Origin of the sequence: Leptolyngbya sp. DQ-M1, assembly GCF_039962505.1 — a bacterium.
In the GTDB taxonomy this organism is placed as follows: domain Bacteria; phylum Cyanobacteriota; class Cyanobacteriia; order Leptolyngbyales; family Leptolyngbyaceae; genus Leptolyngbya.
Genome location: NZ_JAMPLJ010000003.1, coordinates 693014 through 719414 on the forward strand (window position 1 = coordinate 693014; position 26401 = coordinate 719414).

Below are 26401 nucleotides of genomic sequence, written 5' to 3' on the forward strand. Positions count from 1 at the left end.
AGATCCACTGATCAAGGGGCACATTCTAAGCAACGCATCCGTGATCCTCCGAGCTGCTCAGATCTCATCCTGGCACTGATCACTCGGTACTCTGGCGGCTCCGCCATCTTAGCAATTTTGGTTATTGAAATTCCGTCGCAGATTTTGGCTAAACACAATTTAGGGTCGAATCGTTAAGAAACTTAAAGAATATACTTTGAGAGAGGCGAACAGCCTGTGTTGATCGCATTGCTATCCTCAAATTCTCGACGTTATGACCCAACCTCAGACCGATTTGATTCAGCGCCCTGCTCGGTTTCAAACTTTCACCCTACCGTCCATTCTTTCCGTCCTCACGCTCTGTTTTGCTTTGTTCGCCCTTGCAAGTGGTTCAATCTTTATGACGATCGCTCGGCAAGACATGAGCGCGAATCAAGTGGCATTTTACCGAGTGGCGATCGCGGCGATCGTGTTTGCAAGTTGGAATAGTATTCGAGTCGTTGCCCCAAGGAAAGAGCCAGAATCCGATCAAATCCGTTGGCACGAGGTGAGGTTACTGATTGCTGCGGGTGCTAGTTTTGCAGGATTTATCGTTTCGCTGGCTTGGGCACTGGCACATACTCAAGTCGCAACCGCGACATTACTGACTCACATGATGCCCATCTTCACAACCTTGGGAGCGTGGTTGTTTCTCAAGCAGCAGTTTAGCTCACAGTTCTGGATGGGTTTAGTCATTGCATTATCGGGTGCAGTTGCGATCGGAGCGGGAGATTTTAGCTTGTCGAATGCAACAATCTGGGGGGATGCTGCGGCTTTACTGGCGGCAGTGTTGATTGCGATCGAAATGCTGATCGTCGAACAACTGCGGACGCGACTGACAACCCCAACGATTGCGATGTGCGAAGCGGCGATCGCTGCTGTCTTAATTCTTCCCACAATACTATTCAGTGGTTCGGCCATCCTTCCACCTTCTTGGCAGAGTGGTTCAGCCGTGATTGCTGCCGCATTGATTACGCAAGTTGCAGGGCATGGATTGTTAACGTACAGTCTGAAGAAGTTTTCAGCCGGGCTGGTTTCGGTTGCGCTCTTAGCGGTTCCGATTATTGCAGCCGGATTAGCGCTGGTGTTATTCAGGCAAACGATTCAGATCGGAAGCGCGATCGCGTTTGTCGTGGTTTTAGGTGGAATTTATCTCACAGTGACGGCTCCGAAGGCGGAAAATCATGAGTCGTTTGCTCGATCCACCGTTGCAGAATAGGATTCACTAATTCTGGGGCTTCATCCTGCGGACAGTGACCAACTTGTGGCAGCGGAATGAATTCTTTGACTTGAGGATACTCGGCAAATTTGCGACCAAGCGCGATCGGCTCCCACGGATCGTTTTCGCCCCAGAGAACGATCGTTGGACAAGGCAATTTCGGGAACAAATCTTCGGGTAACGGCCCTGAAGAATATCCGGTAAATGCAATGAAAACGGCGGCGGCTCCTTGGTCGCTTGCGGCTCCAAGCAAGAGTTCAACTAATTCATCAGTCACCGCTTCGGGTCGAGCGTATGCCTTGAGCAGAATGTTTCGCACCGCTTTTGGTTTGGCAACCTGGCTGAAAAACCATTGCCCGAACGCTTGATTTTTCAGCACTTTTTGCAGAATGGGCGCACCAATGCGTTTAATCCAGGGTTGGGTTGCCCGATGTCGATCGTGCAGCAACCGTAAAGAGCAATTGAGCAAGGAGAGCGATCGTGCAATTTCAGGATGATCCACCACTGCCTGCATCACGACAATACAGCCGATCGAATTGCCAATTAAAACCGCAGGCTCTCCGACCACTTCGCGACAGAAATCTGCAATTTGATCGCCCCAAGTTTCAAACGTATATTCAATCTGTTCAACAGGTTTTGGTTTTGCCGATTTGCCGAAACCAACGAGGTCGATCGCATACACGCGGCAAGTTTTCGCCAGTTCTGGCAGGTTCTTGCGCCAATGAAAGAACGATGCACCAAAGCCATGCACTAACACGACTGGAGTTCCTTCAGTTCCCTGAGTTTGATAGGCAACTTGGAACCCCTTCCACATCCAGATCTTGTATTCGGTTGAAACTGTGGAAGCCGTTAGCATGATGGCGCTGTGAAGTAGTCGTACTCTTTAAGCGTACAAAACTTCACAAAGTTGCGCTACTTGGTTTTGATATCGGCGATCGCGTTTCGGGCAACTCCAGCGATCGCAGCATCCGTCGCTTTCGGCAAGTGATGATACTTTCCACCCGCTTGTTTGGCAAGTTCTTTAGCAAATCCAGTTGAAATGAATTTGTTTTCCGTATCTATCACCAAAAGCTGAATGCCCAAGGCGCGAATCTTCGCTGCAAGTTCTAAAAGCTCGCCTTTGATGTCGGGTTTTTCACCTTCGGGAAGGGTTTCACCCAGCGATCGAGCCAGTGGAATATTGCCGCGCCCGTCCGTAATCGCCACAATCACAACTTGCCCGATATCCCCGGATTGTTTTGCATTCAGTCCGACTCGAACTGCTTGCGTGAGTCCATGCGCCAACGGAGAACCGCCACCACAGGGTAAGCGATCGAGCCTGCGTTTCGCGGCTTCAATCGATCGAGTCGGCGGTAATAACACCTCAGCCTGTTCACCCCGGAATGGAATCAACGACACTTGATCTCGGTTCTGATACGCTTCAGTCAGCAAACTTAGAACCGCACCTTTGGCAGCATTCATCCGATTGAGTGCCATTGAACCAGACGCATCCACCACAAACACGATCAGCGCTCCGGCTTTTCGAGCCAGTCGCTTTGCCCGAATGTCACTTTCTTCGACAAACACTCGTTTGCGTCCGGTCGAGGCTTCCTGAGATCTGGATCGTCTTGATTTTTGATAGGGTGCTGCCGTTCTCAGAGTCGCATCCACTGCAATTCGCCGGACTTTACCTTTCGGTAACATCGGTTTGATATAGCGCCCCCGATCTTCAGAGAGCACGATCGTTCGACTGCCGGATTTCCCTTGCCGCGTTGCCATCTGTGCAAAATACAGCACTTCTGGATCGAGAATCACTCCTTCTGGATCAAAGACGAATTCTTCAGGAATGTTCGGAGTCTCTTGCTCTGGTTGATCTTCCGGTTCGTCTTGGTCTTCTTGATCTTCCTGATGGTCTTGCTCTTGATCAGATTGGTCTTGAGGCGGTGGCGGTGGCGGTGGCGGTGGCGCTTCTTCGGGTGGCGTTTGAACGATCGTCGATCGTGGAATAATCACCAGTTCCACCGCTTTTCTCAAATCTTCTGCATTGACCTGTGTGCGTCCTTCTAATGCGGCATGAGCTTTCGCAACCCGCAGCGCAAACAGTTCGGCACGATGTCCCTGAACCCCACCGCGAATGGCTTCTGTGACTAAATATTCAATTTGATCCAAGCTAATCTGCACATCTTGGAGCCATTCCCGCGCCAAGAGAATTTGCGTTTTCAGCGCGTCAATATCTTCGTTGTACTGTTCAAGAAATGCTTGTGGCGAATTGGAATAGTTCGTCGCTTGTTCGACCGCTTGAACACGATCGTCTAATCCCAACACCATATCTGCCGATAAGGAGATTGCAATACGATCGAGCAAATGTTCTCGCAATGTTCCTTCTTCAGGATTGTAGGTTGCAATCAATAACGGCTTACAAGGATGCTGAAAACTGATGCCTTCACGCTCGATCTGATTTCGTCCATCGGTTAGAACTGACAACAATAAATTTGAAATTTGATCATCCAGCAGATTAACTTCGTCGACATACAACACGCCGCGATTTGCTTCTGCCAACAATCCAGGCTGAAACACCGTTTCGCCTTGCTTAATCGATTGGCTCACGTCTACCGAGCCGAGTAATCGATCTTCGGTTATACCTAAAGGAATCTGTACAAATGGGGCGCGAATCACTTCCGTTGGCACATCTTCGGCATCGCCAAATTGCTCCAGCGTGAAGTCGTCCCACTCTGCGATCGCACCCGGTTCGCAATTGCTCACTGAGTCTTTCACAACTTCGATCGGCGGCAGGAGCGCGTGAATTGCTCGCGCCATTACAGATTTAGCGGTTCCGCGCCTCCCCGCGATCACCACGCCACCTAAGCCGGGATCAACCGCAGCAAGCAGCAGCGCCAGTTTGATCGCTTCTTGACCCACAACGGCAGCGAGAGGAAAAGCAGTAATTTGAGAATCGATCGTGGCAGGCATTGATAAATTTAGATTGCTATCAATCTCCACCATACCAAGATCTGCGGCTCGATTTCGCTGTACTCCAAAAGGTTTGATATAGTACCCAAATACCAACTGTGTTGCTCATGCCTATCAAACCTTCCCAGATTTTGAGCTTGCTCGATCGTAAGCGCGAGGAGTTTATGTCGTTCGATCGTACTGCCCTCCAAGCGCTTCAGCAGTACGGAACCGCATTGATTCAGATGTCGCAAAAGTCTGATCAAGCCTTACTCAAAGCATTAGAGGGGATAAAAGATTGTGGGGCAAGACCGTTAGAGCCGTTGGGCTTGTTTCCCGAATGGATGATGCACTCAAATCTAAGCTGGCAAAATCGCGAAGAGAGTTTAGAGTGGGTGCGCGATCGCATTACCGGAGTTTCGACTTTTTCAGTCGATGGTTCTCAAATCTATCCAAGCAAAGATTTCTCAATTCCGGTTGCCTTAGTGCAAATTGGCTGGTTCGAGAACGATCATCTTGAATCAGGCAAGTATGAAAAAGACATTGCTCTCGATGTGATGACCCCGAATGATCTGAAAGTGGGACGGGGTGATCTTGCCGATCGACGAGTCAATTTACGTCGCTTTGAAATGGAGTGCGATCGTATTGTTCAATACATAGAAGAACACGCTGGAAGTCGATCTTGTCTTGCCTTCTTCGATGGCTCACTGATTGCAACGTTTGCAGAAGCATTCGACGAAGAGACAAAGAATTTTTATGTCAGATGTATTCGTACGGTATTACAAGCGAGTGAAGATTATCGCGTTCCTGTCGTGGGCTATGTCGATACTTCCACAGCGCGAGATCTCACAGAAATGCTACAGCGATTGTGTCAGCTACCTGAACGCAAAACCATCCATGATGCCCAATTGCTCAATCGCGCTAAGAACCAGATGCAATGGGGCGATCGCACTCCGATCTTTCTCTCTCAACGTCCTGGCATTCGAGATTTATATTTTGAACATCGCGATCGCATTGCCTTCACCTATCTAAAAACCACACAAGATGGCTATCCGGCTCGAATTGAATTACCTGTCTGGATCTACGAAGAAGGCTGGCACGAGCGCGTTTTAGATTGGGTACGCGCAGAAGTGGCGATCGGAGGCGGATATCCTTATGTGATTGAGACGGCCGATCAGGTTGCAGTCTTGAAGAATGACGATCGGCAAACCTTTTATCGATTACTACAGGATTGGGCAGAGAAGGAAGATCTCACCCTCCGACTCTCGCGCAAAATGATCAGTAAAGTAAGGCGAAGATAATTCACAGCCAGCCCATTACAATAATGTTTTCTATTGTTGGGAAAATTTATTATGCAAGCAGATGAATTAAAACAACTCGTAAAAGAAAGTTTGCGCGAAGTATTGCGCGAAGAACGCCTGAAATTATGTCAAGTTCTAATTCCGGTCGTGAGTGATAAGGAAATGCAAGAGATCCAGCAGAAATTAGGGACACCAGCCGATTTAGACGACTCCGAATTAGTCAACATGAGTGACTGGGTGAGGCATGGAACTAAGCTTCACTAAGAGTTCAGTCAAGTTTTTAAACAAGCTGTCGGCAAAGGAGGCAGAAAAGATTCGAGAGAAATTGTCTCGTCTCCTGGAATCGATCGAAGTCGAAGACGTTATTCCATTCAATGAGCTAGACATCAAAGCATTGAAAGGCGAGTGGAAAGATTTTTCCAGAATGCGAGTTGGAAAAATCAGAGTTATCTTCAAGATCAATGCTGAAGAAGATGAATTGATTGTTTATGACATTGATTATCGAGGCACGATTTATAAGTCTATGAAATTGGCTGAATCGTCGCGACAATCCTTGCTTTACACAAAAACTAATTTCTGTTTCAATCCGATCGACGCTCTCGCGTGAATGTAAGCCGGATCGGGATAGCGATCGATTGCGCGATCGTAGGACTCGATCGCATTGCCATACGCGCCCATTTCCATCAATAACAATCCACGATTAAACCAAGCTTGATGATAATCGGGCTGTAAGAACGTCGCACGATCGTAGTTACTCAATGCTTCTGCATACCGTTTTAATGCAGAAAGCGCATTCCCACGAAAGTTCCAAGCCTTCGAGCAACTTGCATCAGTTCCAATTGCTTGATCAAAATGCTTGATTGCCTCTAAATATTCTTCTCGCTGACAACATTCACAACCTTTTTCTAAACTATCCATCCCAAACACCTGAATCTCTGCATCTTAAGTATCTGATCGAAGTTCTCTACCGTGTGGGAGGGATTTCTCGACTCGATTTGATTCGGTTAGCAGAGACAGGAATGCGCGATCGCGCCCTACACTCGAATTAGAAATTTGGATAAAGTCAGTGGACTCGACACTTCACACGATTATTGAAATTCTTTTGGGCATCAGTTTAAGTGCGGCAGCAGGATTTCGCGTGTTTATTCCCCTGCTGATTGTGAGCGGTGTCTCTGTATTCGGACATTACGATTTACCTGCTGACTTCGACTGGCTGGAAAATTCTCAAGCACTTGGATTGTTTGCGATCGCCAGCATTCTCGAAGTGATTGGATATTCGATTCCCTGGTTTGATCATGCGCTCGATGTGCTTGCAACTCCCGCCGCGATGATTGCCGGAACGGTTGTCGCTGCTTCGGTTGCACCGGACATGAATCCATTGATTCAATGGACATTAGCGATCGTTGCAGGAGGCGGAACCGCAGGCATTACAAAGTTATTAACAAACTTACTCAGAGGCACATCGACGGCTGCTTCGGGTGGCTTGACGAATCCGATCTTCGCTGCGGTAGAACTCGCGATCGCAGTTCTGCTTTCTGTGTTAGCGCTCACCGCCCCGATCGTCGCCGGACTGCTGGTGATTGGATTGTTCAGCTTTGGATTCTATCGACTGACAAAGTTCGTCACACGCTGGCGGACTCAGGGCAGAGTCAAAACTTTGCAAGAATAACTGCCCTTGCAACTTAGCTAAATATAATTTTCTGAGCTAAAACTCATCCTAAAATTTCATCAGCTGTAATTGAGACTCCGGGAAATGCCAAAAGCTCGATCGCTTGACCCCGCATAAAGGTCTGAAGCGATCGATATCCTGTAGCACTTGGTTGCCGATACACCTCAATTAGTTCTGCATTCACATCAACAACCCAAGATTCAGCAATGCTGTCTTCGGCATAGAGCGGAATTTTGACAGTGCGATCGTGGCGAATGGTTGAGTCTGAAACCTCAATCAGCAAAAATACATCAGTTGGAGTGGGATGAGCAGACGCATAAAAATCTTCACGCGGTCTCAAGATTGCAATATCAGGTTGAGGTTCTGAATGTGCATCAACTTCAACTGGATTTTGAACTGCGACTAACACTTGATCACCAAACTTTTTGAAGAATAGCCGATTCAGCCGATTAACCCCCGCTGCGTGTCTTGTCCCGAGGGATGCCATCTCAATAATTTCCCCTCGAATCAACTCGACACGATCGCCCTCTTGAATAATTCCGGTTTCGATCATGCGGTGATACTGCTTAACCGTAAATAGTCGTCTTAACACCTCGGTTGTCATGACGAAATCCCCCAGGTTAGTAGTACGTCTAGGTTATCAAGAATCTAAGGCTCAACGATAATAGGAGTCCCGATCGACACCTTTTCAAAGAGCGCCACCACATCTTTATTTCGCATCCGAATACATCCATGCGATACCGCTTGTCCGATTAGCTCCGGTTCATTCGTACCGTGAAATCCAAGCTGCGTTTTTCCATCTGTCCAAAACCCAATCCAACGCACACCCAAGGGATTATCTCGTCCGGGCTTGATGATTTTTCCGGTTCTAAAGTTTTTGAACACCGGATTCACTTCTTTCGAGAACACGTTATATTCACCGGGAGGAGTTTCCCAGCCTGATTTACCCACCGCGATCGCATAACTTGCAACCACCGCTTTTCCTTCATATACAAACGCTCGCCGTGCTTTCGTCCGTATCACCACTCGCAAGGGTGCAACCTCTGGTTCCGACAGTTGAATTTCAGCCGTCGATCGCCAATCTGGAGCCGCTAGCACTGGCAGTCCAGCAATCAGCAAAAATCCGCTTACGAGAGCTAAAATTCGTTTCATCTCACTCACCTTTCACGCTTTTTCTATCATTCCTGCTCATCTGGTTAAAATAATCAAGCGCTGATCGGCACATCTGATCAGCCTGAACAGCGGATGTGGAAACGACAGGATAGAATAAGTCCAGCAAACCTTATGATCGCAGTAAAGGTTAAAGAAGCGAATGGGTAGAGTCGTTGGGATTGACCTGGGAACAACCAACTCGGTCGTGGCAGTCATGGAGGGCGGTAAGCCAGTAGTCATCGCCAATGCCGAAGGAATGCGAACCACGCCATCGGTAGTCGGCGTGAGTAAAGAAGGCGAACGTCTCGTTGGACAATTGGCGCGTCGTCAGGCGGTGCTTGATCCGCAGAATACGTTTTTTGGCGTGAAACGGTTTATGGGGCGCAGATATGCCGAACTCAACCCCGAATCGAAGCGCGTTCCTTATACAATCCGTAAAGACGAAGCGGGCAACATCAAGCTGAAGTGCCCTAGACTCGATCGCGATTTTGCTCCCGAGGAAATTTCCGCGCAAATTCTGAAGAAATTAGCCGACGAAGCTGCTCGATATTTGGGCGAACCCGTAACGGGTGCAGTGATTACGGTACCCGCTTATTTCAATGATGCCCAGCGCCAAGCTACCCGCGATGCTGGACGAATTGCCGGACTAGAAGTGAAGCGCATTCTTAACGAACCCACTGCGGCATCGTTGGCATATGGACTCGATCGCGTGCAAAGCGAAACCATTCTTGTGTTTGACCTCGGTGGCGGCACGTTTGATGTCTCGATTCTTGATGTTGGCGATGGTGTGTTTGAAGTAAAAGCCACCAGCGGCGATACGCAGTTAGGCGGAGGCGAGTTCGATAAAAAGATCGTTGACTGGCTAGCAGAGCAGTTTTTAGAGCGCGAAGGCATTGATTTACGCAAAGAACGCCAATCGTTACAGCGACTCACCGAAGCCGCAGAAAAAGCGAAAATCGAGCTTTCCGGCGTGGGCGTAACGGAGATAAATCTTCCCTTTATTGCAGCCGATAAAGACGGCCCGAAACACTTAGAGACGCGATTAACCCGATCGCAGTTTGAAGGCTTATGCGAAGACCTGCTCTCTCGTCTGAGACTTCCCCTGCGAGAAGCGTTCCGCGATGCAGGTATGAGTCCCCGCGATATCGATGAAGTCGTACTCGTCGGCGGCGGAACTCGAATGCCGATGGTGCAAGAAGTCGTGCGATCGTTGATCAATCTCGAACCGAATCAAAACGTCAACCCGGATGAAGTCGTCGCGGTTGGAGCCGCCATTCAAGCCGGAATCCTAGCAGGCGAAGTCAAGGACATTCTGCTGCTCGATGTCACTCCGATCTCAGTTGGGCTGGAAACGATCGGCGGCATTATGAAAGCGCTGATTCCACGCGGAACCACGATTCCAACTCGACGATCGGACGTTTTCTCAACCTCCGAAGACAACCAAACCGTCGTTGAAGTTCACATCCTACAGGGTGAGCGTCCGATGGCATCCGGGAATAAATCGCTAGGGCGGTTTAAGCTCATGGGCATTCCGCCTGCACCGCGTGGCATTCCTCAAATTCAGGTCGCGTTTGATATTGATGCCAACGGCATTATGCAAGTGACGGCGATGGATCGCACCACTGGACGCGAACAGAGCATCACCATTCAAGGGGCATCGAACTTAAGCGACGAAGAGATTAAGCAAATGATTCGCAGCGCCGAAGAATTTGCCGAAATTGATGAACTCCGCAAAGCCAAAGTCGAGAAGCGCAACCGTGCCGAAGCCATGACCTATCAGGCAGAGCGCCAACTGCGAGAAGCCACTCTAGATTTCGGATTCCAGTTTGTTCAGCCTTACCGCAATCGCATTGAACCGCTGGTGCAGCGACTGCGAGCAGCACTCGCAAACAACGACGATCGCGGAGTTGATATCGCAGAAGCCGACCTCAGAGATGCCCTTTACGACCTAAATCGCGAAGTTTATCAGCAAAACAGAGAGGAAGAAGGCGAAGGCGGCATCCTCAAATCAATCAAAGACTTTTTCCTCGAAGACGACGACGATTACTACTACGACAATCGCCGCGATTATCGAGATGACTATTGGAGCGGTGGACGCAGTGGTTATGCGCTGAATCCCGCGCGTGAGCCTGATTTGTATCGCCCAGATTATCCGCGCCGGGATTCCTACAGCGATCCGTACAGTTCAGGCGGACGAGATGCTAACGGCTCAAGTGGTCGATCGACCCGCGATGCTGATTATGGCTCTAGTCGATCAGCCCGTGATTCTGACTTCAGCACACCGCCGCGCCGCAGTGCTGATCCGTATGGCGATGCTTACGGTTCGCGGGATTCCTACGGCACCAGCGATCGTTCATCCCGCAGTTCCGATTATTACGACTACGGTTCCCCCCAATCGGATCGTTCACCCCGACAAGACAGCGACTACGATTCGCCGCGTCGGGACAGCTATGATTCACCCCCAACTCGTAAGCGCCCCGATTACGATGCCGATTATTACAACGATCGCCAATCCCGCAGCAGCGATCAGCCCCGCCGCGATGATACCCCTCGCAAGCGTCCCAGTCGCCCCAACTATCAGCAAGACAACTGGGATGATGAGGACGACTGGCTGTAACGAGAAGCCAGGGACAAAGAGGAATGCGCCGAGATTTCAAAACAGTGCTACACTCTAGTCCCTAAGCTTCTTTTCAACCCTCCTAGCTCTGTTTTCCTATGCAAAGTTTCCGCAATTATTACGAGATTTTGGGCGTTGCTAATGATGCATCGGCTGATGAAATTAAGCGATCGTATCGACGCTTAGCGCGACAATATCATCCGGATCTCAACCCAGGAAACACAGCAGCAGAAGACAAGTTCAAAGCTTTGGGAGAAGCTTATGGCGTATTGTCCGACCCAACGAAGCGGGCGCAGTATGACCAATACGGCGGTTTTTGGAAACAGCGCGGCTTTCAAACCGGGCGTGGGGGACGAGACGACAAATCGACCTATGGCAAATTTAAGACGTTCAATGAGTTCTTCGATGAGGTTCTCAGCCGGAAGACTCCCGCACCAGAACCAGACTTCGATCCGGTTCCACGTCAGACCCGAACCACTCGCACCGTCCGTACTGCAACACCGCCGCCTCCGAGACAAGAACCTGATCCATTTCGTCCGGGAACCTCGAAGGAAAGTTACACCGTGAGACCTCCCAAGCCGAAGCGAGATGCAGAAGCAAGGTTAACGGTTCCGCTTGAAAAGGCTTACTCTGGGGGACGGGAGCGCATTCGGCTCGAAGATGGTCGATCGCTCGAAGTGGATATGCCGCCTGCGATGATGACTGGGCAAAAAGTCCGGCTGCGGGAGCAAGGTGTGAACGGTGGCGATCTGTATCTCAAAATTGAAGTCTCACCGCATCCGTTTTTCCGACTCGAAGGATTAGACATTAGCTGTAAATTGCCGATTACGCCGAGTGAAGCAGTCTTAGGTGCACCCGTCGAAGTCCCAACACTCGATGGATTGGTGAAGATGGTGATTCCAGCCGGAGTGCGATCGGGACAGCGCTTACGACTGGCAAACAAGGGCTACCCCGATGTAAACGGCGATCGGGGCGACCAAATTGTAGAAATTCAGATCGCCGTCCCCAAAGAACTCAGCGAACAAGAACGCGAACTCTACGAGAAGCTGCGGCAAGCTGAAACTTTTAATCCTCGGAAGGACTTACCCGTCTAATCTTCCGGGAGAATCCATTGCGTTGGGGTTGACATGCGCTCTAGCGCTTTTTTCCGTACCGCTTCATCTGCCATTTCTAGCAGCTTATCGAGCGGCGTATCGCTGATAAATTGGCTGGTTTTCTCGGTGTACTCCCGGTTTGGACATTCATCCCCCAGAACACAGCCGTTCTGACACAGTTCAGCGCAGTTAATTTCCGTCATGGTCTCTCCAGAGTCATTCATCAGGTGTTCTCAAGCAGTCGCGACAGTCTGCCCACTTGTCATTCTAGCGGGCATCGACGATCGTACCTATCTCCCTCGTGGTATGCGAGAATCAATCTACGGTTAGCTTCCGAGTTTGAAGGCTTCGAGAAATAAGCTGTAAATCAGTCCGAGCTTGAGCGCATTTGCAAGTTCAATCAGGAGCGATCGACGCAAGCGATCATTTCCCCCGTAAGTAAACCGACTCACCGCTTCTGTTAATAACAGCAGAAAAAAAGCTTCCACGATATCGAGTTCCGCTTTCTGACCTGCACTGGTTGAAATGGCACTACCAAGGAAAAAACCGAGCAGCAGTCCGATCATCAGCAAGGACGTGCGCCGCCAAGGATTGCGAAACACCTGATTAAGTTGTGCCGCAGTGGTATTCACGATCGTACTCAGTCGAGTATTCTGCATAATTCAAGTGCGCCTGATCACAAGACTATCCAAACTGTATGCGAACTCTTGCCGAAATTAATCAAAAAATTCAGCGTGGAACCGCGATCGTTCGCACTGCTGAGGAAGTGAAAGCTCAAGTGGCGGAAATGGGCGTAACGGAAACGGCAAAAGTCGTTGATGTGATTACGACTGGAACTTTCGAGCCGATGGAAGCTTCAGGCGCAATTCTGAACTTAGGACAGACCGATCCGCCAATCAAAATTCGCCAGTGCTGGATGGATGGCGTGCCTGCTTATGCAGGGTTTGGAGCGGTGGATCTGTATTTAGGCGCGTCTCAATTAGTTGAATACCCCAGTGGAGGAGAGCCGCTCGATAGTGACGATCGCGAGTCTCCGGATGTACGGCAACGACAGCGCGGCGGCGGTCATGTGATCGAGGATTTGATTGCCGGAAAGGCGGTGAACCTACGTGCGATCGGGCAGGTGACGGACTGTTATCCGCGCTCGTCCTTCGAAACGACGATTACCCGCGATACGATTAATCAATTCTATTTGTTCAATCCTCGCAATCTGTACCAAAATTTTATCGTTGGAGTAAACGGCGGCGATCGTCCCTTGTACACCTATTTAGGCGCACTTCAACCGCGTTTAGGGAATGCCGTCTTTTCAAATCCGGGCGCAATTTCGCCATTGCTCAATGATCCAGATCTGCAATTAATTGGCATCGGATCACGAATCTTTCTTGGTGGTGGAGTGGGCTATGTTGCTTGGGAAGGAACGCAACATTTTCCGCTGCAAAAGCGCTTACCAAACCGCACCCCGATCGGGCCTGCTTCTACGCTGGCGCTGATTGGTGATGCGAAACAAATGGATGCGAAATGGGTACGGGGTTGCTATTTTCGCGGCTATGGTGCTTCGTTAATGTTGGGTGTTGGCATTCCATTGCCTGTGCTGAGTGAAGAAGTAATCGCTCATTGTGCCGTTCGCGATAAAGATCTGGTGGCTCCGATCGTTGATTTTTCTATTCCTCGGCGTGTGCGTCCAACGTTTGGGCTTGTCAGTTACGCTCAGTTGAAATCAGGTCGATTAACGATCGACGGTAAATCTGTCCGGGTTGCTCCACTTGCCAGCGTTTATCTGTCGCGACAGGTCGCTTTGGAATTGAAACGCTGGATCGAAGCTGGAACGTTTACTTTGACCGAGGCAGTTGCACCAATTCCGAGCGATCGAACATTTATTCCACAAGATATGCGCGGCAGTTGATTACCTTTGGAGAGTTAGCAGAACACTATAGTGATCCTGTTTGTAGTGTTCCTGTTTGAGTGGTAAACGCTAAAAGGAGTAGGGGGCTGAAAAGGGAACGGCTCCCCACCTCCACTTCACAACTCATTCAGGTCGCCCTATACGCAATTTCGCTTAGATCTAATCTGATTTAGCGGCAATTTGACGGGGCTTTTGCGTTCTACTTGATTCGTTTCAAATTACTAATGTAAAGTTGAATTAAGAATACTTTGGGAAGAAATTAACAGTTGTGTTTATCGTTAATAAGGCTTCTGATGAGCAGATCGATCGTCATCAAATCAATCAGATCAAAATTGAATTGGAGAAAAAATTTAGCAATCAAGCTTTTGATCCAGCAGGTTTGGGGCTGATTTGGGCGGGTGAATCAGAATTCGTCTTACTTAGTGCAAATCTTTGCCTACAAGCAGTACACATTAACCTGATTTATGCTGTGATCGAGCTTTATCGGGAACAGCAGCTTGACCTTGTAGAGCTGGATTCTCCAAAGTTTCGGCTTAAATGCTGAAGCCACGAAGAAAAGTACAGCGCTTCGGGTTGAGCCGTGCGGAAACTCAGCAAATTGAACTCTGCGGCAGATTTAATTTGCTGAGCCGATCGCGCTCCCGATGCAACCCCCATTGAGACGCTCATGTACGCTAACATTCGAGGCACACAAATCTATTTCGATATTGAAGGTGCAGGACTTGTTCCTCAAGGCAATCAAATGCGCGAAAAACCAGTCGCCTTTTTGATTCATGGAGGGCCTGGAGCTGATCACACTTCCTACAAACCGACCTTTTCTGCATTAAGCAACAAGATGCAGCTTGTCTACTTCGACCATCGTGGACAAGGACGATCGGCAAGAGGTGATCAATCTACTTATACCCTCGATCAAAACGTCGAGGATATGGAAGCGCTGCGGCAGTATTTAGGGTTAGAGAAAATTATTGCGATCGGTGGCTCCTACGGCGGTATGGTGGCGCTCACTTACGCAACTCGCTACCCCCAAAACCTCTCACACTTGATCGTGATTGCCACAGTCCCCGATTCTCGCTTTCTCAAACGTGCTCAGGAAATCTTGCAAGAACGCGGCACATCCGAACAAATCGCGATCGCGCAATATCTCTGGAATGGCAACTTTGAAACCGAAGAGCAGCTCAGCGATTATTTCCGCATCATGCACCCGCTTTACTCATTTACGGCTGACTCAACTCAAGCGGTTCAACGCCGATCGATTCTCTCGATCGAGGCAATTAACGAAGCCTTTGGCGGATTTTTGCGGTCGTACGATGTCCTCGATCAGCTTCACAAAATTACGGCTCCAACGCTCGTAATCGCAGGTCGCCACGATTGGATTTGTCCGCCTGAATTCTCTGAAGAAATTGCCCAAGCGATCCCCAATTCAGATCTCCGCATCTTCGAGAACAGCGGACATTTGATTCGAGTGGATGAACCTGAAGCGCTACTTGATGCGATCGCAGGCTTCATCGTTTACAAAAAATAAGGGCGATCCGAAGACCGCCCGTTCAACCTATGCTTCACTAATCGCGCTATCTGCCGCAGGGGGACTGCTTTCAGCCCGACGCTTCACGGGCTTGGGCAGCGGTTCCGATCGACGCGGTGCTTCTGGCGCAGAAGCGACACTTGCGGGTCGGCGATCACCTCCACCCGGACGCGGACTAAACGGTCGTCTTCCGCCCGGACGAAATCCTGGACGACCGCCTGAGCGCTCCCTAGCGCTTTCCTCCTTCGATTTTTTGCGAGGCGGAATCATTCCGATCGATTTAGCGCTCTTGATGACGAGATCGGCTCCTTCACGCTGGACGTTGAGTTCCCAGAAATAACCGACCACTTTTCCGCTTAACTCACCATTGAGCTTTAGCTTAAAAGACTTCGCTCGATCGTCTTTCTTGCGCGGCGACTGCTGAATCTTCACCACAACAGACTTCTCTTCAGGTGTATGAAAGATAACTTCTCCCCGAATCGAGAAATAATTATCTTCAACTTCCGAGGAGGGCAGATATGCAGGTGATTCTGCTTCTTCCTCGTCAGGCTTACTGAGATTTTCAGGCTCCCAAACTCCGACAATCTGAACGTGCAAATCTTCCTGCTTTTCGCGAGTGCGCGGATACACAACCCAGAGATGCTCTTGTTCGAGGTCTAAATGATTTTTCACCAGGCTCATGACGCGACCGAGCAATACCGCTTCGATCGTCGTGCCATCGGCAGTGATCATCTCGCCGCGGGTGAATTGCTCGTCCGAGGCTTTATACCGACCGCGCAGTAACCCAATGGCACGATACTGCATCGGTTCGCTTGGGGCGGGAATCGGTTGCTGTCTCAAACTCGCCGGATCAAACGCTGGTTCTGACGGAGACTCAACTGCTGGAGGCGGAGCCGGAGCAGGCGACTGTGGACGAGCCACAGGGCGCACCAACGGGCGCTGAACAGTCGTGTGTTTTGAATCAGAGGCTTCTGAGGGTTGGGGCATGGTAGAGCCTTCAGCCGCATTCTGAGCGGCATAGGGTTTAGGAGGCTGGGGTGGGCGGTTTGGCAAGGGACTCATAGGCTGTCATCGTCACAGGCTGAGGGCAAAAGCATTTCAGGCGCTTATTGTACTGAATGCAGGCTGATTTAACGGAATCCGAACGCTTTGCAACGGGTTTACAAAAAACTCACCCAGCTTTGCATCTTTTTCGGAATCTCCCTAGTTCTGGTAAAACTGCCATAATAAAAAATACGACAGTTTATAGAACTTCTTAGCATTTCCGGCACAGTGTCAGCAATAGCACTATGCCCATGATACTGATTTCTAATGCTGCGCTCTTCGATTTCTCGAATAGATAACTTTAAGTTTTCCCCTGGCTAGTTTGAGATCAACACGAAAGAATCAGCATTCTGCCAGTTTGAAAATCTCAACATTGAAATCTATCGCCTAGAAGCGTGCAGAGAACCAATCCTGCTTTAGAAAACGCTCGTCCTTAAAAAAGCGCGTTAAAATTTGTGAAGAAGGGTCTTATCCTTTACAGAATCAACCTTCAGGAATCTTTCGCACTCAAGTTGCATCTTTAAAATGTAGATAAGTTCGTGCTCTTATTATCGCTTCGCTCTCAGTTTGGCGAGTTTGATTCATGCAAGTTCCCCTTTTTGGCAAAGTTAGTAAAAAACCGACCCGTTGGCTATTGGCGCTACTTGCAGCAGGCGCGATCGCGCTTCCAGGGGGTGCTTTTCTAGTTTCACGGCAGTTTGCCCCGCGTCAGGAAGCCGCCACAATTTCTGTTGAATCGAAGACGGTGACGGCACGTATCTCAGCCAGTGGAGAAGTAATTCCAATTCGGACGGTCAATCTCAGCCCCAAAACGACCGGAAAAATTGCCCAACTGCTTGTGGATCAAGGCGACCAAGTGATGCAAGGGCAGGTGGTTGCTCGAATGGACGACAAAGATATTGAAGCTGAGCGCGCTCAGGCTCAGGCGCGAGTTGCAGAAGCGCAAGCGAGGTTAGATCAGCTCAGAGCCGGAACCCGTGTCGAGGAGGTGCGGCAGGCAGAATCAGAAGTGGCGCGGGCAAGAGGTGAGGTCGATCGCGTTCAAGGTCTTGTGTCAGATGCAACGCAAGCGGCAGAGTTTGCCCGGACGCAAACCCGAAGACAGCGTGAACTAGCAAGCCAAGGGGCAATCTCGACAAATTCGCTCGATGAATTTATTCGTCGTGAGCAGAATGCGAACCAAACTTTGAGCCAAGCTAGGGCGCAACTGAGCCAGTCACAGGCGCAACTCAATCAAGCGAATCAGCAATTAGCGCAGCGGCAGAACGGTGCAAGACCAGAAGAAATTCGGCAATCCGAGGCGCAGTTAGCAGCGGCGATCGCGCAGCTTCAACAAGTACAAAATCGGCTCGAAGACACGTACATTCGCGCTCCGTTTTCAGGAGTGATTACGCAGCGGTACGCGACCGTGGGCGCATTTGTGACCCCGACGACACAGGCAACCGCAGGAGCGGATGGTTCTGCCTCGACTTCGATCTTTGCGCTGGCAAATGGGTTAGAAGTGCGGGCGAAAGTGCCGGAAGTCGATATCGGGCAAATCCGGCGCGGTCAGGAAGTCGATATTCGAGTCGATGCCTATCCGGAGGAATCCTTTAAGGGACGGGTGCGATTGATTGCCCCGGAAGCCGTGACCGAACGAGATGTGACTTCATTCTCGGTGCGGATCGACATTCTCACGGGGCGCGATAAGCTGCGATCGAAAATGAATGCCAACGTCAACTTTTTGGGCGATTCGATTCCAAATACGCTGGTTGTTCCCACGGCGGCACTTTCGACACAGAGGGGACAGACGGGCGTTTGGGTTCCGGGTGAGAACAATAAACCGCGATTCCAGCGCGTGACGACTGGATTGAGTTTTGACAACGAGACTCAGATTTTAGAGGGAATTAAAGCGGGCGATCGCATTTTCGTACAGCCGCCAGAAGGTCAGAAAATCGACAACGCAAATAGCTAAGGCAACGAGCAATGGATTTTGTTGAAAGTTTAAAGATGGCGGCAAAGACGCTTACCGCCAACAAGCTTCGCAGTAGCTTGACGATGCTGGGCATGATTATCGGCAATGCGTCTGTGATTGCGATGATCGGGATTGGGCAGGGGGCTCAACGGTTAGCTTCAGAGCAGTTTGAATCGTTGGGACCCAACGTTTTGTTTGTGACTCCGGGAAGCGGACAGGCGCGGCAGAGAACCACGAACTTACCGCAAACCCTAGTTTGGGATGATGCCAAGGCGATCGCCGAACAAATCCCGATGATTTCCGGAGTTGCCGCTCAGAAAAATGCTCAGTTTCCGGTCGTTTATGGCAATCGGAATTCATCCTCGCTGATCGTGGGAGCGACTCCCGAATTTTTGATCGTCCGCAGCTTTGATGTGGCAAAGGGTCGGTTTATTTCAGAAATTGACCTGAAACGGAATCAGCGCGTAGTGACCTTGGGGGCAGATTTGGCGAATCGGTTTTTTGGCGATCGCAATCCGATCGGTGAAGAAATCCGCATTCGCAATGTCAGCTTTAAGATCGTGGGTGTCTTGCAAGCAAAAGGCTCATTTCTAGGGAGTAACCAGGATGATGCCGCTTATGTACCGCTCACAACGATGTCGAGTACGCTTACCGGACGGACTTCTCCGTATGGGTTGAATCTGACGTTTGTTTCGGTTTCTGCCAAAGATGAAGCCAGTATTCCAGCCGCAGAATTTCAGATTACAAACCTCCTGAGGCGGCGACACAAAATTGTCAACGAAGATGATTTTACGGTGCAAACTCAGAAAGACATTTTGCAAATTGTCGGCACGATTACCAGTGGGTTGACTGCGATGTTAGCGGCGATCGCAGGAGTCTCTCTACTCGTCGGCGGTATCGGCATTATGAATATTATGCTGGTTTCTGTGACCGAACGCACCTCAGAGATTGGACTGCGAAAAGCGATCGGGGCTTCTGGAAACGACATTTTGATGCAATTTATGATCGAGGCAGTCATTCTGTCCGCAGCCGGTGGTTTGATTGGAACGGTGATTGGAATCGGAGGAGTTGTAATCGTCGCTGCCGTTACTCCGCTTCAGGCGATCGTCTCGCCTGCCGCAATTATTCTGGCAGTTGGGGTATCGGGTTCGATCGGTCTCGGATTCGGTGTGATTCCCGCTCGTCAAGCTGCCAAACTCGACCCAATCGTTGCGCTCCGGAGTGCTTAATATGCCGAAGTCTGTCATCATTCGTTTAGAAGAAATCACTAAGGTTTACGGGATTGGCGAAGCGACCGTTCATGCCTTAGCAGGGGTTGATTTAACGATCGAACAAGGGGAATATTGCGCGATTATGGGCGCTTCTGGATCGGGAAAGTCTACGATGATGAACATTATCGGCTGCCTTGATCGCCCGACTGCTGGACGCTACTATCTCGACAGCGAGGATGTTGCTCAACTCGACGATCTCGCCCTCGCTCACATTCGCAATCGCAAAATTGGCTTTGTGTTTCAGCAGTTTCATCTGTTGCCGCAGTTGTCGGCACTCGAAAATGTGATGTTGCCGATGGTCTACGCAAACGTACCCGCAGCAGAACGGCGCGATCGAGCGACAGAGGCGCTGATTCGAGTGGGATTGGAAAAGCGATTGCAGAATAAGCCGACGCAGTTATCTGGAGGTCAGCAGCAACGGGTGGCAATCGCACGAGCGATCGTCAATCGCCCTGTTTTGCTACTAGCTGATGAACCAACTGGAGCGCTTGACTCTACAACAACTCAAGAGATTTTGAGCATTTTCACTGAATTGAACGCCAGTGGAATGACCGTAGTGATGGTGACACATGAACCAGATGTCGCTCGCTGTACCCGCCGCGTGATTTGGTTCAAAGATGGTCAGGTTCTCACACCGTATCTTGCACCAGAAGAGGTTGGAGTTGCACCTGTTGGTTAATCAAATGGGTTAATCAAACCGGGGCGACCACAACTCCTCGACGGCAACTTGCCACCCCGGAAAGAGATCCGGAATCGTGAGAATATCACCGTCTTGAAGCATGATCGTCTTTTGCCCTGGACGGTGAACCTCCACAGTTCGGGTTTCAGGATTGAGCAGAATTCCAACTTGCGTTCCTAGCTCCAGAAATTGTTGGATCTTCTCTCTCAATTTGGTAAGCCTATCCGTTGGAGATTTCACTTCTACCATCAAATCAGGAGCTAATTCTGCAAAACCCCGAGGACTCTGACGCAAGCGTTCAGCTCGGACAAACGAAACATCGGGAGCGCGAGTGTCAGAGTTTGGCAAGATAAAGCCCGCTGACGAGCCAGTAACTCGTCCGAGTCGTCTTTCATCAACCCAGCTAAATAACTTGCCACTCATGCGTGATGCGACTTCATCAGACTCGTAGCCAGATGGACTCATAACGATAATTTCTCCGCCTACCAACTCCATCCGATAATCAGGATGTTGTGCTTGAAATTGCTCTAAATCTTTGACAGTTAGCATCGTTCATACTCTCCCAAGTCGATCGACCGGATAAAATCGCAACCAAGCCCGACCTAAAATGAACTCCTGCGGCAGAAATCCCCAGACGTGAGAATCGTTGCTGTTATTGCGATTGTCGCCCATCACAAAGTAACAGCCTTCAGGAACTTGGACAGGTGGCATTTGATAAGACGGCGCTTCAGCAATATACGGTTCTAGAAGCGGCTGATTGTCTACAAAGACCTTACCGGACTTAATCTCGATCGTTTGTCCTGGCTTGCCAATGATCCGCTTGATGAAGGCTTGATCTTTAGAATATCCAAGTTCTTGTAACTGGGTGGGTGGATCAAAAACGATGATGTCTTGAAACTCCGGCGGATGCAGGCGGTAGGAAATTTTCTCAACCACCAGACGATCGCCAATTTGCAGCGTTGGCATCATCGAATCTGACGGAATAAATCGCGGTTCTGCAATATACGATCGCACTAACAACGCCAGAATCAACGCAATAAATAAGATTTGAAAGTTCTCCCACCAAGTTTTCCATTTTGGAGCAGAACTTGAAGGAACAACAGCCGGATCAACTTTAGATTCAGGAGTCATAGCGCATTTAACGTACTATGCGATATTCTACCGAGGATTGTGAACTCTCGATGTTTAGCCCTTTGGCTTCAAATTATTTACGGATTTTGTTGCTGCTTCTTGTAGCAAAATGAGCATACACCGTTTGTAATCACGCGCATTTGCTGACTAGAAAAGGAGTGTCAAGAGTATGCCAGTCACGTCACTACAGGATCTTAGAGAGAATTTAGATGGACTTGGATATTATCTTGGGCCAAGAGGACTGGATGGATTAGGAAACAGCGTTAGCGCTTGCGATCGCGAGGTTCTAGGCGCGATCGACTGCAACGCGACTTCCCTGCGGCAACTTGCCAACATCGAAGACTACACCCGTGCAGCCATTTTGCAATATCAACTCGATAGCAACATGGCTGCAACCGGAAACGACGGGCCGCAGCTCAGAAGCGCGATCGAAAAAACGGTCAGAATTCTGCAAGACAACCTGAAAAAAGTATTGGGGATTTCGATCGAACTCAGCGGAAATTACCGCCGCACGACTTACAGTGCAGTTAAAACCTATCAGCGTACCCGCGGCTTACCCGTCACTGGCATCGCGACTCTAACGGTTCGTAGACGATTAAATGATGAAGCACGCGGCGCGACCCCAACCCCTTCTCCAACGCCCTCTTCTTCATCAGAATTGGAGACTTTACGAAAACTTAGAAGCGACCTCATTACCCTAAAAAATAGTCTTCAAGCTCGACAAATTACCGACGAAGAATTCATTCGAGAAGTCTTCAGCCGAGTGCCTTAACCCTAGCGATCGCTCACGCAGAAAATGAGCAATCTGAGTTAGCGATTCATTGTTGCGGTGAGGCGATTGATGGCGTTGGTCTAAAGTCGGAGCCAAAACTGCTCTGGAAGAACTCGACGATCGAGTTGTTGATTCACATAATTTGCTGTCGCTAGTCCAGCCTCGAATGCACTCTCAACGCGATTTCCTCCGCACCAGTCACCTGTACAAACTAAAGGATTTGAGGTATTTGCTGTAAGGTATCGATCGGCAACCGGAGCAACTGGAAAAGCATAGCGCCAGCGATGCACCTGTAACACTTCAGGGCGGGTAAACCAGTCTTCCGCCACTTCTGCTGCTCGATGCAACAGCCGTTCTCCAACTTGCTCAAGGTCGCTCTCTTCGAGATGTTGTGCAGCAAAACGAGCATTACTTTGAACGACGATCGCAGGCTGTACCGGATTGAACTGCTTTGTACTGTTGATCCCAATCCAGCCTAAATCCGGATCAGACGGACAGACGATCGCTTTGTAGCCTAGTTTTTCAACCTCTGCTTGCCGCTCTAACGGATAAACGGCGATCGCGCTGATGCAAGGGAAATATTCAACTGCTTTAAGCCGCTCGACAAAGGCGTGATCCAGCGACCCGCAAATGATTGCTGCTTGTGGAGCCGGGATTGCAACCACGATCGCAGATGCCGAAATGATTTCCCCGGATTCACAACACAATCGCCACCCGTCTCGCGCTTCAATCCGTTCGACTCGATGATTTAATCGCAGCGTTAACCCAAGCGAGAGAAATTTCGAGATCGCTGCGATCCCATTTGCTGCGGCATAACAAGGAGCTTGACGTTCAGCCGGTTGAATTTGTCCTTGTGAGTTAAGCTCATGGATCGTGTCTGTCCAAACGCGAATCACTTTGCGATCGACAAGCCAATTCAGTAACGCTTGAAACTGAGCCGATTTTGGTTTGAGATAACACACCCCATGATCTGCGTGAGTTCCATGCAGGCGACGGGTTGCCATTCGCCCGCCTAAACCTCGTGATTTATCGACGACCACAACCTTATAGCCTGCTTGATGAAGAGATTGGGCACAGGACAAACCAGCCATCCCTGCCCCAACGATCGCGATGTCAAACTGAGAATCGAGCATGGTAAACCGTTGTGAAACAGGATGATTCGATGTGCCGTCTCATACCGAATTAAACATAGAATGCGACAGATCATACTCAAAGTCCCCCAGAATGGGGGATTTAGGGGGCGAGAATCTGTCGCATCCACAAATCAATCTGGTATCACTTATGTAGAATAAGACTGACGCTGCATCGGGAGGAAGACCACCAGTGGATGAATTTAGAGCCGCTTTGGAATTGGCAACGGATGATGAACTGCGCGAACTAACCGAGATTCTATTTCGTCCAAAGTTCAATCCGCTGGATTACGTTAACGCACCTGACCCGATCGAACTACAAAGCCGTGACCGAGAAGACTGGCTAAATGCGATCGACGATCGATTTCGCTTTCTAGCTGCTGATGGTATCACCGTCCTGCGCCGCCAAACTGGACAAGTGACCTATCGCCAAGTGCTCATTCAGGTTTGCTGCTATCTAAAACTGCCCTATGAGGCGAAGATGTCTACCACAGACCTCGAAGCTGAAGTCTTTCTGAGTTTACTAAATCGGGCCTGGAAGCAACTTCCATCGCGTGAACAAACGGCTTTAACTCATCGAATTGAAAAATCCCTGGCGGATACCAGTTTTGTTGAAGAACTGCCGATATCTTTGCAGAAAAATCCGTTATCACTAGTGATGAAAGGCGGTAGTGCATTGGCAGTCAATACGGTAGTACAACCCCTTCTACTCGAACATATTGCCCGTCAGTTTGCTCTTCATTTTGCCCGCTACCAGGTCGCACAGCAAGCGATCGCCCAAGGCAGTATTGCTGCTGCCACGCAGATTCAAACGCAAGTTTCGATGCAGCTTGCACGACGCGGAATGACGGTGGCGACAGCGCGGTATGGTGCCACTCGCGCAGCCTTTGCCTTTGTAGGGTCGGTTTTGTGGGCTTGGTTCTTGGCAGATTTGGGCTGGAGGGCGATCTCCACGAACTACGGGCGAGTGATCCCAACGATCTTTGCATTGGCTCAGATCCGGTTAACGCGCTCTGAGCATTTTGAACCTGCTTGATTGAGGTTGGAATTGAAAACGCAGCGCCTTCAATCTCATCCTGATCCAGCTTTGCAGAAACATTGGACTGTCGTTCAAGTTGGATTATTGCTGCTGCCTTTTAGCGTGTTTCTGGGTGGGATTCCGGTTCTATTGGTGGCACTGGACATTTGGCGACGGCTATTTTCGCGCATGAGCCGTGAACCCGTAAATCGCGGCTTGGCGGTGCTGAGCGTGCTGATGATTGGGGCAGCGACGTTTGCTGTCGATCGTCCCACCGCCTTTTTGGGGTTGTTCAACTTCCTGCCTTTCTTTGTTGTGTTTGCCGGACTGGGTGAACTGATCGCATCGCCTCAGCAGCTCAGGCAAATCGCCTGGATTTGGGTGCTGACTTCCATTCCGGTGACACTGATTGGATTGATGCAACTGTTTTTTCAGGTCGGGGGATCGCCCTCGTTGCTTTGGGGATTGATTGAATGGACGATCGCACCTGGGGGTGAGCCTTTGGGTCGGATGTCCTCGGTGTTCACTTATGCAAATGTGTTGGCGAGCTATTACGCGATCGTATTTATTCTCGGCTTGGGAGTGTGGCTAGAAGAACGCAAGCCAATTTTAGGTGTGATTCTTTGCCTCAATATGATCGGGCTAATTTTGACCCATTCGCGCAATGCTTGGGCGATTGCGGTTCTAGCGTGTTTGGCGTTTGCGCTCTATCAGGGCTGGAAAACGATCGTCGCGCTGGTCGGAGCCGTAACAGGCTTGATGTTAGGAGCCGCGTTTGCTCCAGAGCCGATCGTATTGCCGTTAAGAACGATCGTGCCGCGATTTTTCTGGGCACGGTTAAACGATCAAATGTACAGCGATCGACCTGTGAACCAACTGCGATCGACCCAGTGGGAATTTGCCTGGTCGATGACAGAACAACGCCCCTTGACAGGTTGGGGACTCCGCAGTTTCTCGAAACTCTATACTGAGCAAATGCACCTTTGGCTTGGACACCCGCACAATCTTTTCTTGATGATGGCTGCTGAAACCGGATTGCCCGCAGCTTTGTTGCTATACAGCTTGGTGAGCTGGATTCTGGCTCAAGGGGTTCTCCAGTGGCGCAAGCTACACAAACTCGACCAGCGAATTTATTTCACCTTTTGGATTGCCTTTCTTGCCTGTACACTCTTCAACTTTCTAGATGTGCCGCTATTCGATGCCCGGATTAATTTGATGGGCTGGGTGCTACTAGCTGGAATTTGGAAAACGAAGGCAGTAAGCTAATCCTGACTCTGCGATCGCAGTTCTGCCATTCGCGTTTCTAGCTGCTTTTTCTCGCTTTTGAGTTCTTCTTCTAAGACCTGGATTTGTTCGCGCCGTGCCTCAAGCTCGATTTGCCGTCGCGCTAGTTCTTGGCTCTCAAGCGTTAACGATTGTCGCCATTGTTCTGCCCGCTCGATCTCCTGCTGCAAATGACTGGGAGTGACTCCGTAGGTGAGATATCGCTGCACCAACTCCAGCACCCAGTCTTTTGCTTCTCGAATGTCTAAAATCTGATTGCTGTTCGAGATATCGACTAAAACTAATAAGCCATCGCTAAAGCCGCTGGCTTCGGTGGAAAGCACCGTCTCTTCTTCAGGAAGCTTTGTCCAAATATGCTCTGACTTTTGAGCAGCCAGTAAGCGCAATCCTGCTTTGCCTAGATAGCCCTTTTTTTGAATTTGCGCCAAGTGCAGCATTAATTTTCTCTCGATGTCGTCTCGGTGGGAACGATGCTCAGGGGCATTTACAGGGCGGTCTTACCTGCTAGTGTGCTAACAGCATTCAACGCTAGATTACCCGTTCCATCGTCCGTAGATGCACTAACCTGATGGGCACTTTCATGGAGCAGTCTTGACAACTGCGATCGGAGTTTGTACCTATCAAAATAGTATAACCTCCCTGTTTTCTATCGGAATTATTGATAGGTCTACCTCACAGAATCACAAAAAAAGAGA

At 49.7% G+C, this 26401-nt stretch carries 27 protein-coding genes; 15 read left to right on the forward strand and 12 right to left on the reverse strand.

Annotation, left to right across the window (positions count from 1 at the left end; translation table 11 throughout):
• The first annotated feature begins 253 nt into the window (after nucleotides 1–253).
• A complete protein-coding gene (locus NC981_RS13020) occupies nucleotides 254–1237 on the forward strand; it encodes a DMT family transporter (protein ID WP_348243161.1) in 984 nt (327 codons plus the stop codon).
• Here the strand turns inward: NC981_RS13020 and NC981_RS13025 are convergent.
• Together NC981_RS13025 and bchD are read right to left on the reverse strand one after the other, a co-directional pair.
• Nucleotides 1173–2093, reverse strand: a complete 921-nt coding sequence (locus NC981_RS13025; protein WP_348243162.1) for an alpha/beta fold hydrolase — start codon at nucleotides 2091–2093, stop codon at nucleotides 1173–1175. The genes NC981_RS13020 and NC981_RS13025 overlap by 65 nt on opposite strands.
• A gap of 56 nt (nucleotides 2094–2149) precedes the next feature.
• On the reverse strand, nucleotides 2150–4186 hold the full coding sequence (gene bchD, locus NC981_RS13030) for a magnesium chelatase ATPase subunit D (protein ID WP_348243251.1): 2037 nt from the start codon (nucleotides 4184–4186) through the stop codon (nucleotides 2150–2152).
• 107 nt (nucleotides 4187–4293) lie between these two features.
• Between bchD and NC981_RS13035 the strand changes: the two genes are divergently transcribed.
• The gene (locus NC981_RS13035) at nucleotides 4294–5466 is read left to right on the forward strand and encodes a DNA double-strand break repair nuclease NurA (protein WP_348243163.1); all 1173 of its coding nucleotides are present in this window, start codon (nucleotides 4294–4296) and stop codon (nucleotides 5464–5466) included.
• Between the two features lie 51 nt (nucleotides 5467–5517).
• The gene (locus NC981_RS13040; protein ID WP_348243164.1) at nucleotides 5518–5730 is read left to right on the forward strand and encodes a hypothetical protein; all 213 of its coding nucleotides are present in this window, start codon (nucleotides 5518–5520) and stop codon (nucleotides 5728–5730) included.
• A 294-nt stretch (nucleotides 5731–6024) separates the two neighbouring features.
• On the opposite strand, the gene NC981_RS13045 is transcribed toward NC981_RS13040, so the two are convergent.
• Nucleotides 6025–6384, reverse strand: coding sequence for a tetratricopeptide repeat protein (locus NC981_RS13045; RefSeq protein ID WP_348243165.1), 360 nt, complete (start codon nucleotides 6382–6384; stop codon nucleotides 6025–6027).
• A gap of 148 nt (nucleotides 6385–6532) precedes the next feature.
• On the opposite strand from NC981_RS13045, the gene NC981_RS13050 reads away from it, so the two are divergent.
• Entirely contained in the window at nucleotides 6533–7135 is a 603-nt protein-coding gene (locus NC981_RS13050; protein WP_348243166.1) for a DUF4126 domain-containing protein, read from the forward strand.
• A 43-nt stretch (nucleotides 7136–7178) separates the two neighbouring features.
• Here NC981_RS13050 and NC981_RS13055 read toward each other — a convergent pair whose 3' ends face one another.
• Both NC981_RS13055 and NC981_RS13060 read right to left on the reverse strand, forming a co-directional pair.
• Entirely contained in the window at nucleotides 7179–7739 is a 561-nt protein-coding gene (locus tag NC981_RS13055) for a Uma2 family endonuclease (protein ID WP_348243167.1), read from the reverse strand.
• Between the two features lie 44 nt (nucleotides 7740–7783).
• Nucleotides 7784–8287, reverse strand: a complete 504-nt coding sequence (locus NC981_RS13060) for a L,D-transpeptidase (protein WP_348243168.1) — start codon at nucleotides 8285–8287, stop codon at nucleotides 7784–7786.
• Between the two features lie 160 nt (nucleotides 8288–8447).
• Here NC981_RS13060 and dnaK point away from each other — a divergent pair, with 160 nt between their 5' ends.
• Entirely contained in the window at nucleotides 8448–10904 is a 2457-nt protein-coding gene (gene dnaK / locus NC981_RS13065; RefSeq protein WP_348243169.1) for a molecular chaperone DnaK, read from the forward strand.
• Between the two features lie 98 nt (nucleotides 10905–11002).
• A complete protein-coding gene (locus NC981_RS13070) occupies nucleotides 11003–11998 on the forward strand; it encodes a J domain-containing protein (RefSeq protein ID WP_348243170.1) in 996 nt (331 codons plus the stop codon).
• Here the strand turns inward: NC981_RS13070 and NC981_RS13075 are convergent.
• Entirely contained in the window at nucleotides 11995–12222 is a 228-nt protein-coding gene (locus tag NC981_RS13075) for a hypothetical protein (protein ID WP_348243171.1), read from the reverse strand. The two genes, NC981_RS13070 and NC981_RS13075, sit on opposite strands and share 4 nt — an antisense overlap.
• A 102-nt stretch (nucleotides 12223–12324) precedes the next feature.
• The gene (locus tag NC981_RS13080) at nucleotides 12325–12657 is read right to left on the reverse strand and encodes a DUF565 domain-containing protein (RefSeq protein WP_348243172.1); all 333 of its coding nucleotides are present in this window, start codon (nucleotides 12655–12657) and stop codon (nucleotides 12325–12327) included.
• A 38-nt stretch (nucleotides 12658–12695) separates the two neighbouring features.
• On the opposite strand from NC981_RS13080, the gene NC981_RS13085 reads away from it, so the two are divergent.
• The 3 genes from NC981_RS13085 (at nucleotide 12696) to NC981_RS13095 (ending at nucleotide 15423) form a co-directional block, all read left to right on the forward strand.
• Nucleotides 12696–13901 (forward strand): homocysteine biosynthesis protein, encoded by a 1206-nt coding sequence (locus NC981_RS13085; RefSeq protein ID WP_348243173.1) that lies wholly within the window; start codon nucleotides 12696–12698, stop codon nucleotides 13899–13901.
• A 268-nt stretch (nucleotides 13902–14169) separates the two neighbouring features.
• Complete coding sequence (locus NC981_RS13090) at nucleotides 14170–14445, forward strand: hypothetical protein (protein ID WP_348243174.1); 276 nt, start codon at nucleotides 14170–14172, stop codon at nucleotides 14443–14445.
• Between the two features lie 123 nt (nucleotides 14446–14568).
• A complete protein-coding gene (locus tag NC981_RS13095; RefSeq protein ID WP_348243175.1) occupies nucleotides 14569–15423 on the forward strand; it encodes an alpha/beta fold hydrolase in 855 nt (284 codons plus the stop codon).
• Between the two features lie 27 nt (nucleotides 15424–15450).
• Here the strand turns inward: NC981_RS13095 and NC981_RS13100 are convergent, their stop codons facing one another.
• Nucleotides 15451–16485 carry a hypothetical protein gene (locus tag NC981_RS13100; RefSeq protein WP_348243176.1) on the reverse strand — a complete coding sequence of 345 codons (1035 nt, stop codon included), beginning with the start codon at nucleotides 16483–16485 and terminating at the stop codon, nucleotides 15451–15453.
• A 565-nt stretch (nucleotides 16486–17050) separates the two neighbouring features.
• On the opposite strand from NC981_RS13100, the gene NC981_RS13105 reads away from it, so the two are divergent.
• Genes NC981_RS13105 through NC981_RS13115 form a run of 3 tightly spaced genes read left to right on the forward strand, consistent with a single transcriptional unit; the run spans nucleotide 17051 to nucleotide 20371 of the window.
• On the forward strand, nucleotides 17051–18421 hold the full coding sequence (locus tag NC981_RS13105; protein WP_348243177.1) for an efflux RND transporter periplasmic adaptor subunit: 1371 nt from the start codon (nucleotides 17051–17053) through the stop codon (nucleotides 18419–18421).
• A gap of 11 nt (nucleotides 18422–18432) precedes the next feature.
• A complete protein-coding gene (locus NC981_RS13110; protein ID WP_348243178.1) occupies nucleotides 18433–19650 on the forward strand; it encodes an ABC transporter permease in 1218 nt (405 codons plus the stop codon).
• A gap of 1 nt (nucleotide 19651) precedes the next feature.
• Entirely contained in the window at nucleotides 19652–20371 is a 720-nt protein-coding gene (locus tag NC981_RS13115) for an ABC transporter ATP-binding protein (protein WP_199298557.1), read from the forward strand.
• 9 nt (nucleotides 20372–20380) lie between these two features.
• Here the strand turns inward: NC981_RS13115 and NC981_RS13120 are convergent, their stop codons facing one another.
• Nucleotides 20381–20920 carry a Uma2 family endonuclease gene (locus tag NC981_RS13120; protein ID WP_348243179.1) on the reverse strand — a complete coding sequence of 180 codons (540 nt, stop codon included), beginning with the start codon at nucleotides 20918–20920 and terminating at the stop codon, nucleotides 20381–20383.
• Between the two features lie 3 nt (nucleotides 20921–20923).
• Nucleotides 20924–21502: a signal peptidase I gene (lepB, locus tag NC981_RS13125; RefSeq protein ID WP_348243180.1), complete on the reverse strand. Its 579-nt coding sequence runs from the start codon at nucleotides 21500–21502 to the stop codon at nucleotides 20924–20926.
• 169 nt (nucleotides 21503–21671) lie between these two features.
• Between lepB and NC981_RS13130 the strand changes: the two genes are divergently transcribed.
• Nucleotides 21672–22274: a peptidoglycan-binding domain-containing protein gene (locus tag NC981_RS13130; protein ID WP_348243181.1), complete on the forward strand. Its 603-nt coding sequence runs from the start codon at nucleotides 21672–21674 to the stop codon at nucleotides 22272–22274.
• 80 nt (nucleotides 22275–22354) lie between these two features.
• Here NC981_RS13130 and NC981_RS13135 read toward each other — a convergent pair whose 3' ends face one another.
• Entirely contained in the window at nucleotides 22355–23407 is a 1053-nt protein-coding gene (locus NC981_RS13135; protein WP_348243182.1) for an FAD-dependent oxidoreductase, read from the reverse strand.
• 190 nt (nucleotides 23408–23597) lie between these two features.
• Between NC981_RS13135 and NC981_RS13140 the strand changes: the two genes are divergently transcribed.
• Nucleotides 23598–24440, forward strand: coding sequence for a hypothetical protein (locus NC981_RS13140; protein WP_348243183.1), 843 nt, complete (start codon nucleotides 23598–23600; stop codon nucleotides 24438–24440).
• 12 nt (nucleotides 24441–24452) lie between these two features.
• A complete protein-coding gene (locus tag NC981_RS13145) occupies nucleotides 24453–25688 on the forward strand; it encodes an O-antigen ligase family protein (RefSeq protein WP_348243184.1) in 1236 nt (411 codons plus the stop codon).
• Here NC981_RS13145 and NC981_RS13150 read toward each other — a convergent pair.
• Nucleotides 25685–26143, reverse strand: a complete 459-nt coding sequence (locus tag NC981_RS13150) for a hypothetical protein (RefSeq protein ID WP_348243185.1) — start codon at nucleotides 26141–26143, stop codon at nucleotides 25685–25687. The two genes, NC981_RS13145 and NC981_RS13150, sit on opposite strands and share 4 nt — an antisense overlap.
• Nucleotides 26144–26401: the final 258 nt, after the last annotated feature.

Excerpts from the sequence above, each read along its gene's own strand:
- NC981_RS13070 (WP_348243170.1), top strand. The coding sequence starts at position 11,003 with ATGCAAAGTTTCCGCAATTATTACGAGATTTTGGGCGTTGCTAATGAT.
- NC981_RS13110 (WP_348243178.1), top strand. The coding sequence starts at position 18,433 with ATGGATTTTGTTGAAAGTTTAAAGATGGCGGCAAAGACGCTTACCGCC.
- NC981_RS13100 (WP_348243176.1), bottom strand. The coding sequence starts at position 16,485 with ATGAGTCCCTTGCCAAACCGCCCACCCCAGCCTCCTAAACCCTATGCC.
- NC981_RS13130 (WP_348243181.1), top strand. The coding sequence starts at position 21,672 with ATGCCAGTCACGTCACTACAGGATCTTAGAGAGAATTTAGATGGACTT.
- NC981_RS13080 (WP_348243172.1), bottom strand. The coding sequence starts at position 12,657 with ATGCAGAATACTCGACTGAGTACGATCGTGAATACCACTGCGGCACAA.
- lepB (WP_348243180.1), bottom strand. The coding sequence starts at position 21,502 with ATGACTCCTGAATCTAAAGTTGATCCGGCTGTTGTTCCTTCAAGTTCT.
- NC981_RS13095 (WP_348243175.1), top strand. The coding sequence starts at position 14,569 with ATGTACGCTAACATTCGAGGCACACAAATCTATTTCGATATTGAAGGT.
- NC981_RS13150 (WP_348243185.1), bottom strand. The coding sequence starts at position 26,143 with ATGCTGCACTTGGCGCAAATTCAAAAAAAGGGCTATCTAGGCAAAGCA.
- bchD (WP_348243251.1), bottom strand. The coding sequence starts at position 4,186 with ATGCCTGCCACGATCGATTCTCAAATTACTGCTTTTCCTCTCGCTGCC.
- NC981_RS13020 (WP_348243161.1), top strand. The coding sequence starts at position 254 with ATGACCCAACCTCAGACCGATTTGATTCAGCGCCCTGCTCGGTTTCAA.
- NC981_RS13135 (WP_348243182.1), bottom strand. The coding sequence starts at position 23,407 with ATGCTCGATTCTCAGTTTGACATCGCGATCGTTGGGGCAGGGATGGCT.
- NC981_RS13120 (WP_348243179.1), bottom strand. The coding sequence starts at position 20,920 with ATGCTAACTGTCAAAGATTTAGAGCAATTTCAAGCACAACATCCTGAT.
- NC981_RS13085 (WP_348243173.1), top strand. The coding sequence starts at position 12,696 with ATGCGAACTCTTGCCGAAATTAATCAAAAAATTCAGCGTGGAACCGCG.
- NC981_RS13075 (WP_348243171.1), bottom strand. The coding sequence starts at position 12,222 with ATGAATGACTCTGGAGAGACCATGACGGAAATTAACTGCGCTGAACTG.
- NC981_RS13115 (WP_199298557.1), top strand. The coding sequence starts at position 19,652 with ATGCCGAAGTCTGTCATCATTCGTTTAGAAGAAATCACTAAGGTTTAC.
- NC981_RS13055 (WP_348243167.1), bottom strand. The coding sequence starts at position 7,739 with ATGACAACCGAGGTGTTAAGACGACTATTTACGGTTAAGCAGTATCAC.
- NC981_RS13060 (WP_348243168.1), bottom strand. The coding sequence starts at position 8,287 with ATGAAACGAATTTTAGCTCTCGTAAGCGGATTTTTGCTGATTGCTGGA.
- NC981_RS13025 (WP_348243162.1), bottom strand. The coding sequence starts at position 2,093 with ATGCTAACGGCTTCCACAGTTTCAACCGAATACAAGATCTGGATGTGG.
- NC981_RS13105 (WP_348243177.1), top strand. The coding sequence starts at position 17,051 with ATGCAAGTTCCCCTTTTTGGCAAAGTTAGTAAAAAACCGACCCGTTGG.
- NC981_RS13045 (WP_348243165.1), bottom strand. The coding sequence starts at position 6,384 with ATGGATAGTTTAGAAAAAGGTTGTGAATGTTGTCAGCGAGAAGAATAT.
- NC981_RS13035 (WP_348243163.1), top strand. The coding sequence starts at position 4,294 with ATGCCTATCAAACCTTCCCAGATTTTGAGCTTGCTCGATCGTAAGCGC.
- NC981_RS13040 (WP_348243164.1), top strand. The coding sequence starts at position 5,518 with ATGCAAGCAGATGAATTAAAACAACTCGTAAAAGAAAGTTTGCGCGAA.
- dnaK (WP_348243169.1), top strand. The coding sequence starts at position 8,448 with ATGGGTAGAGTCGTTGGGATTGACCTGGGAACAACCAACTCGGTCGTG.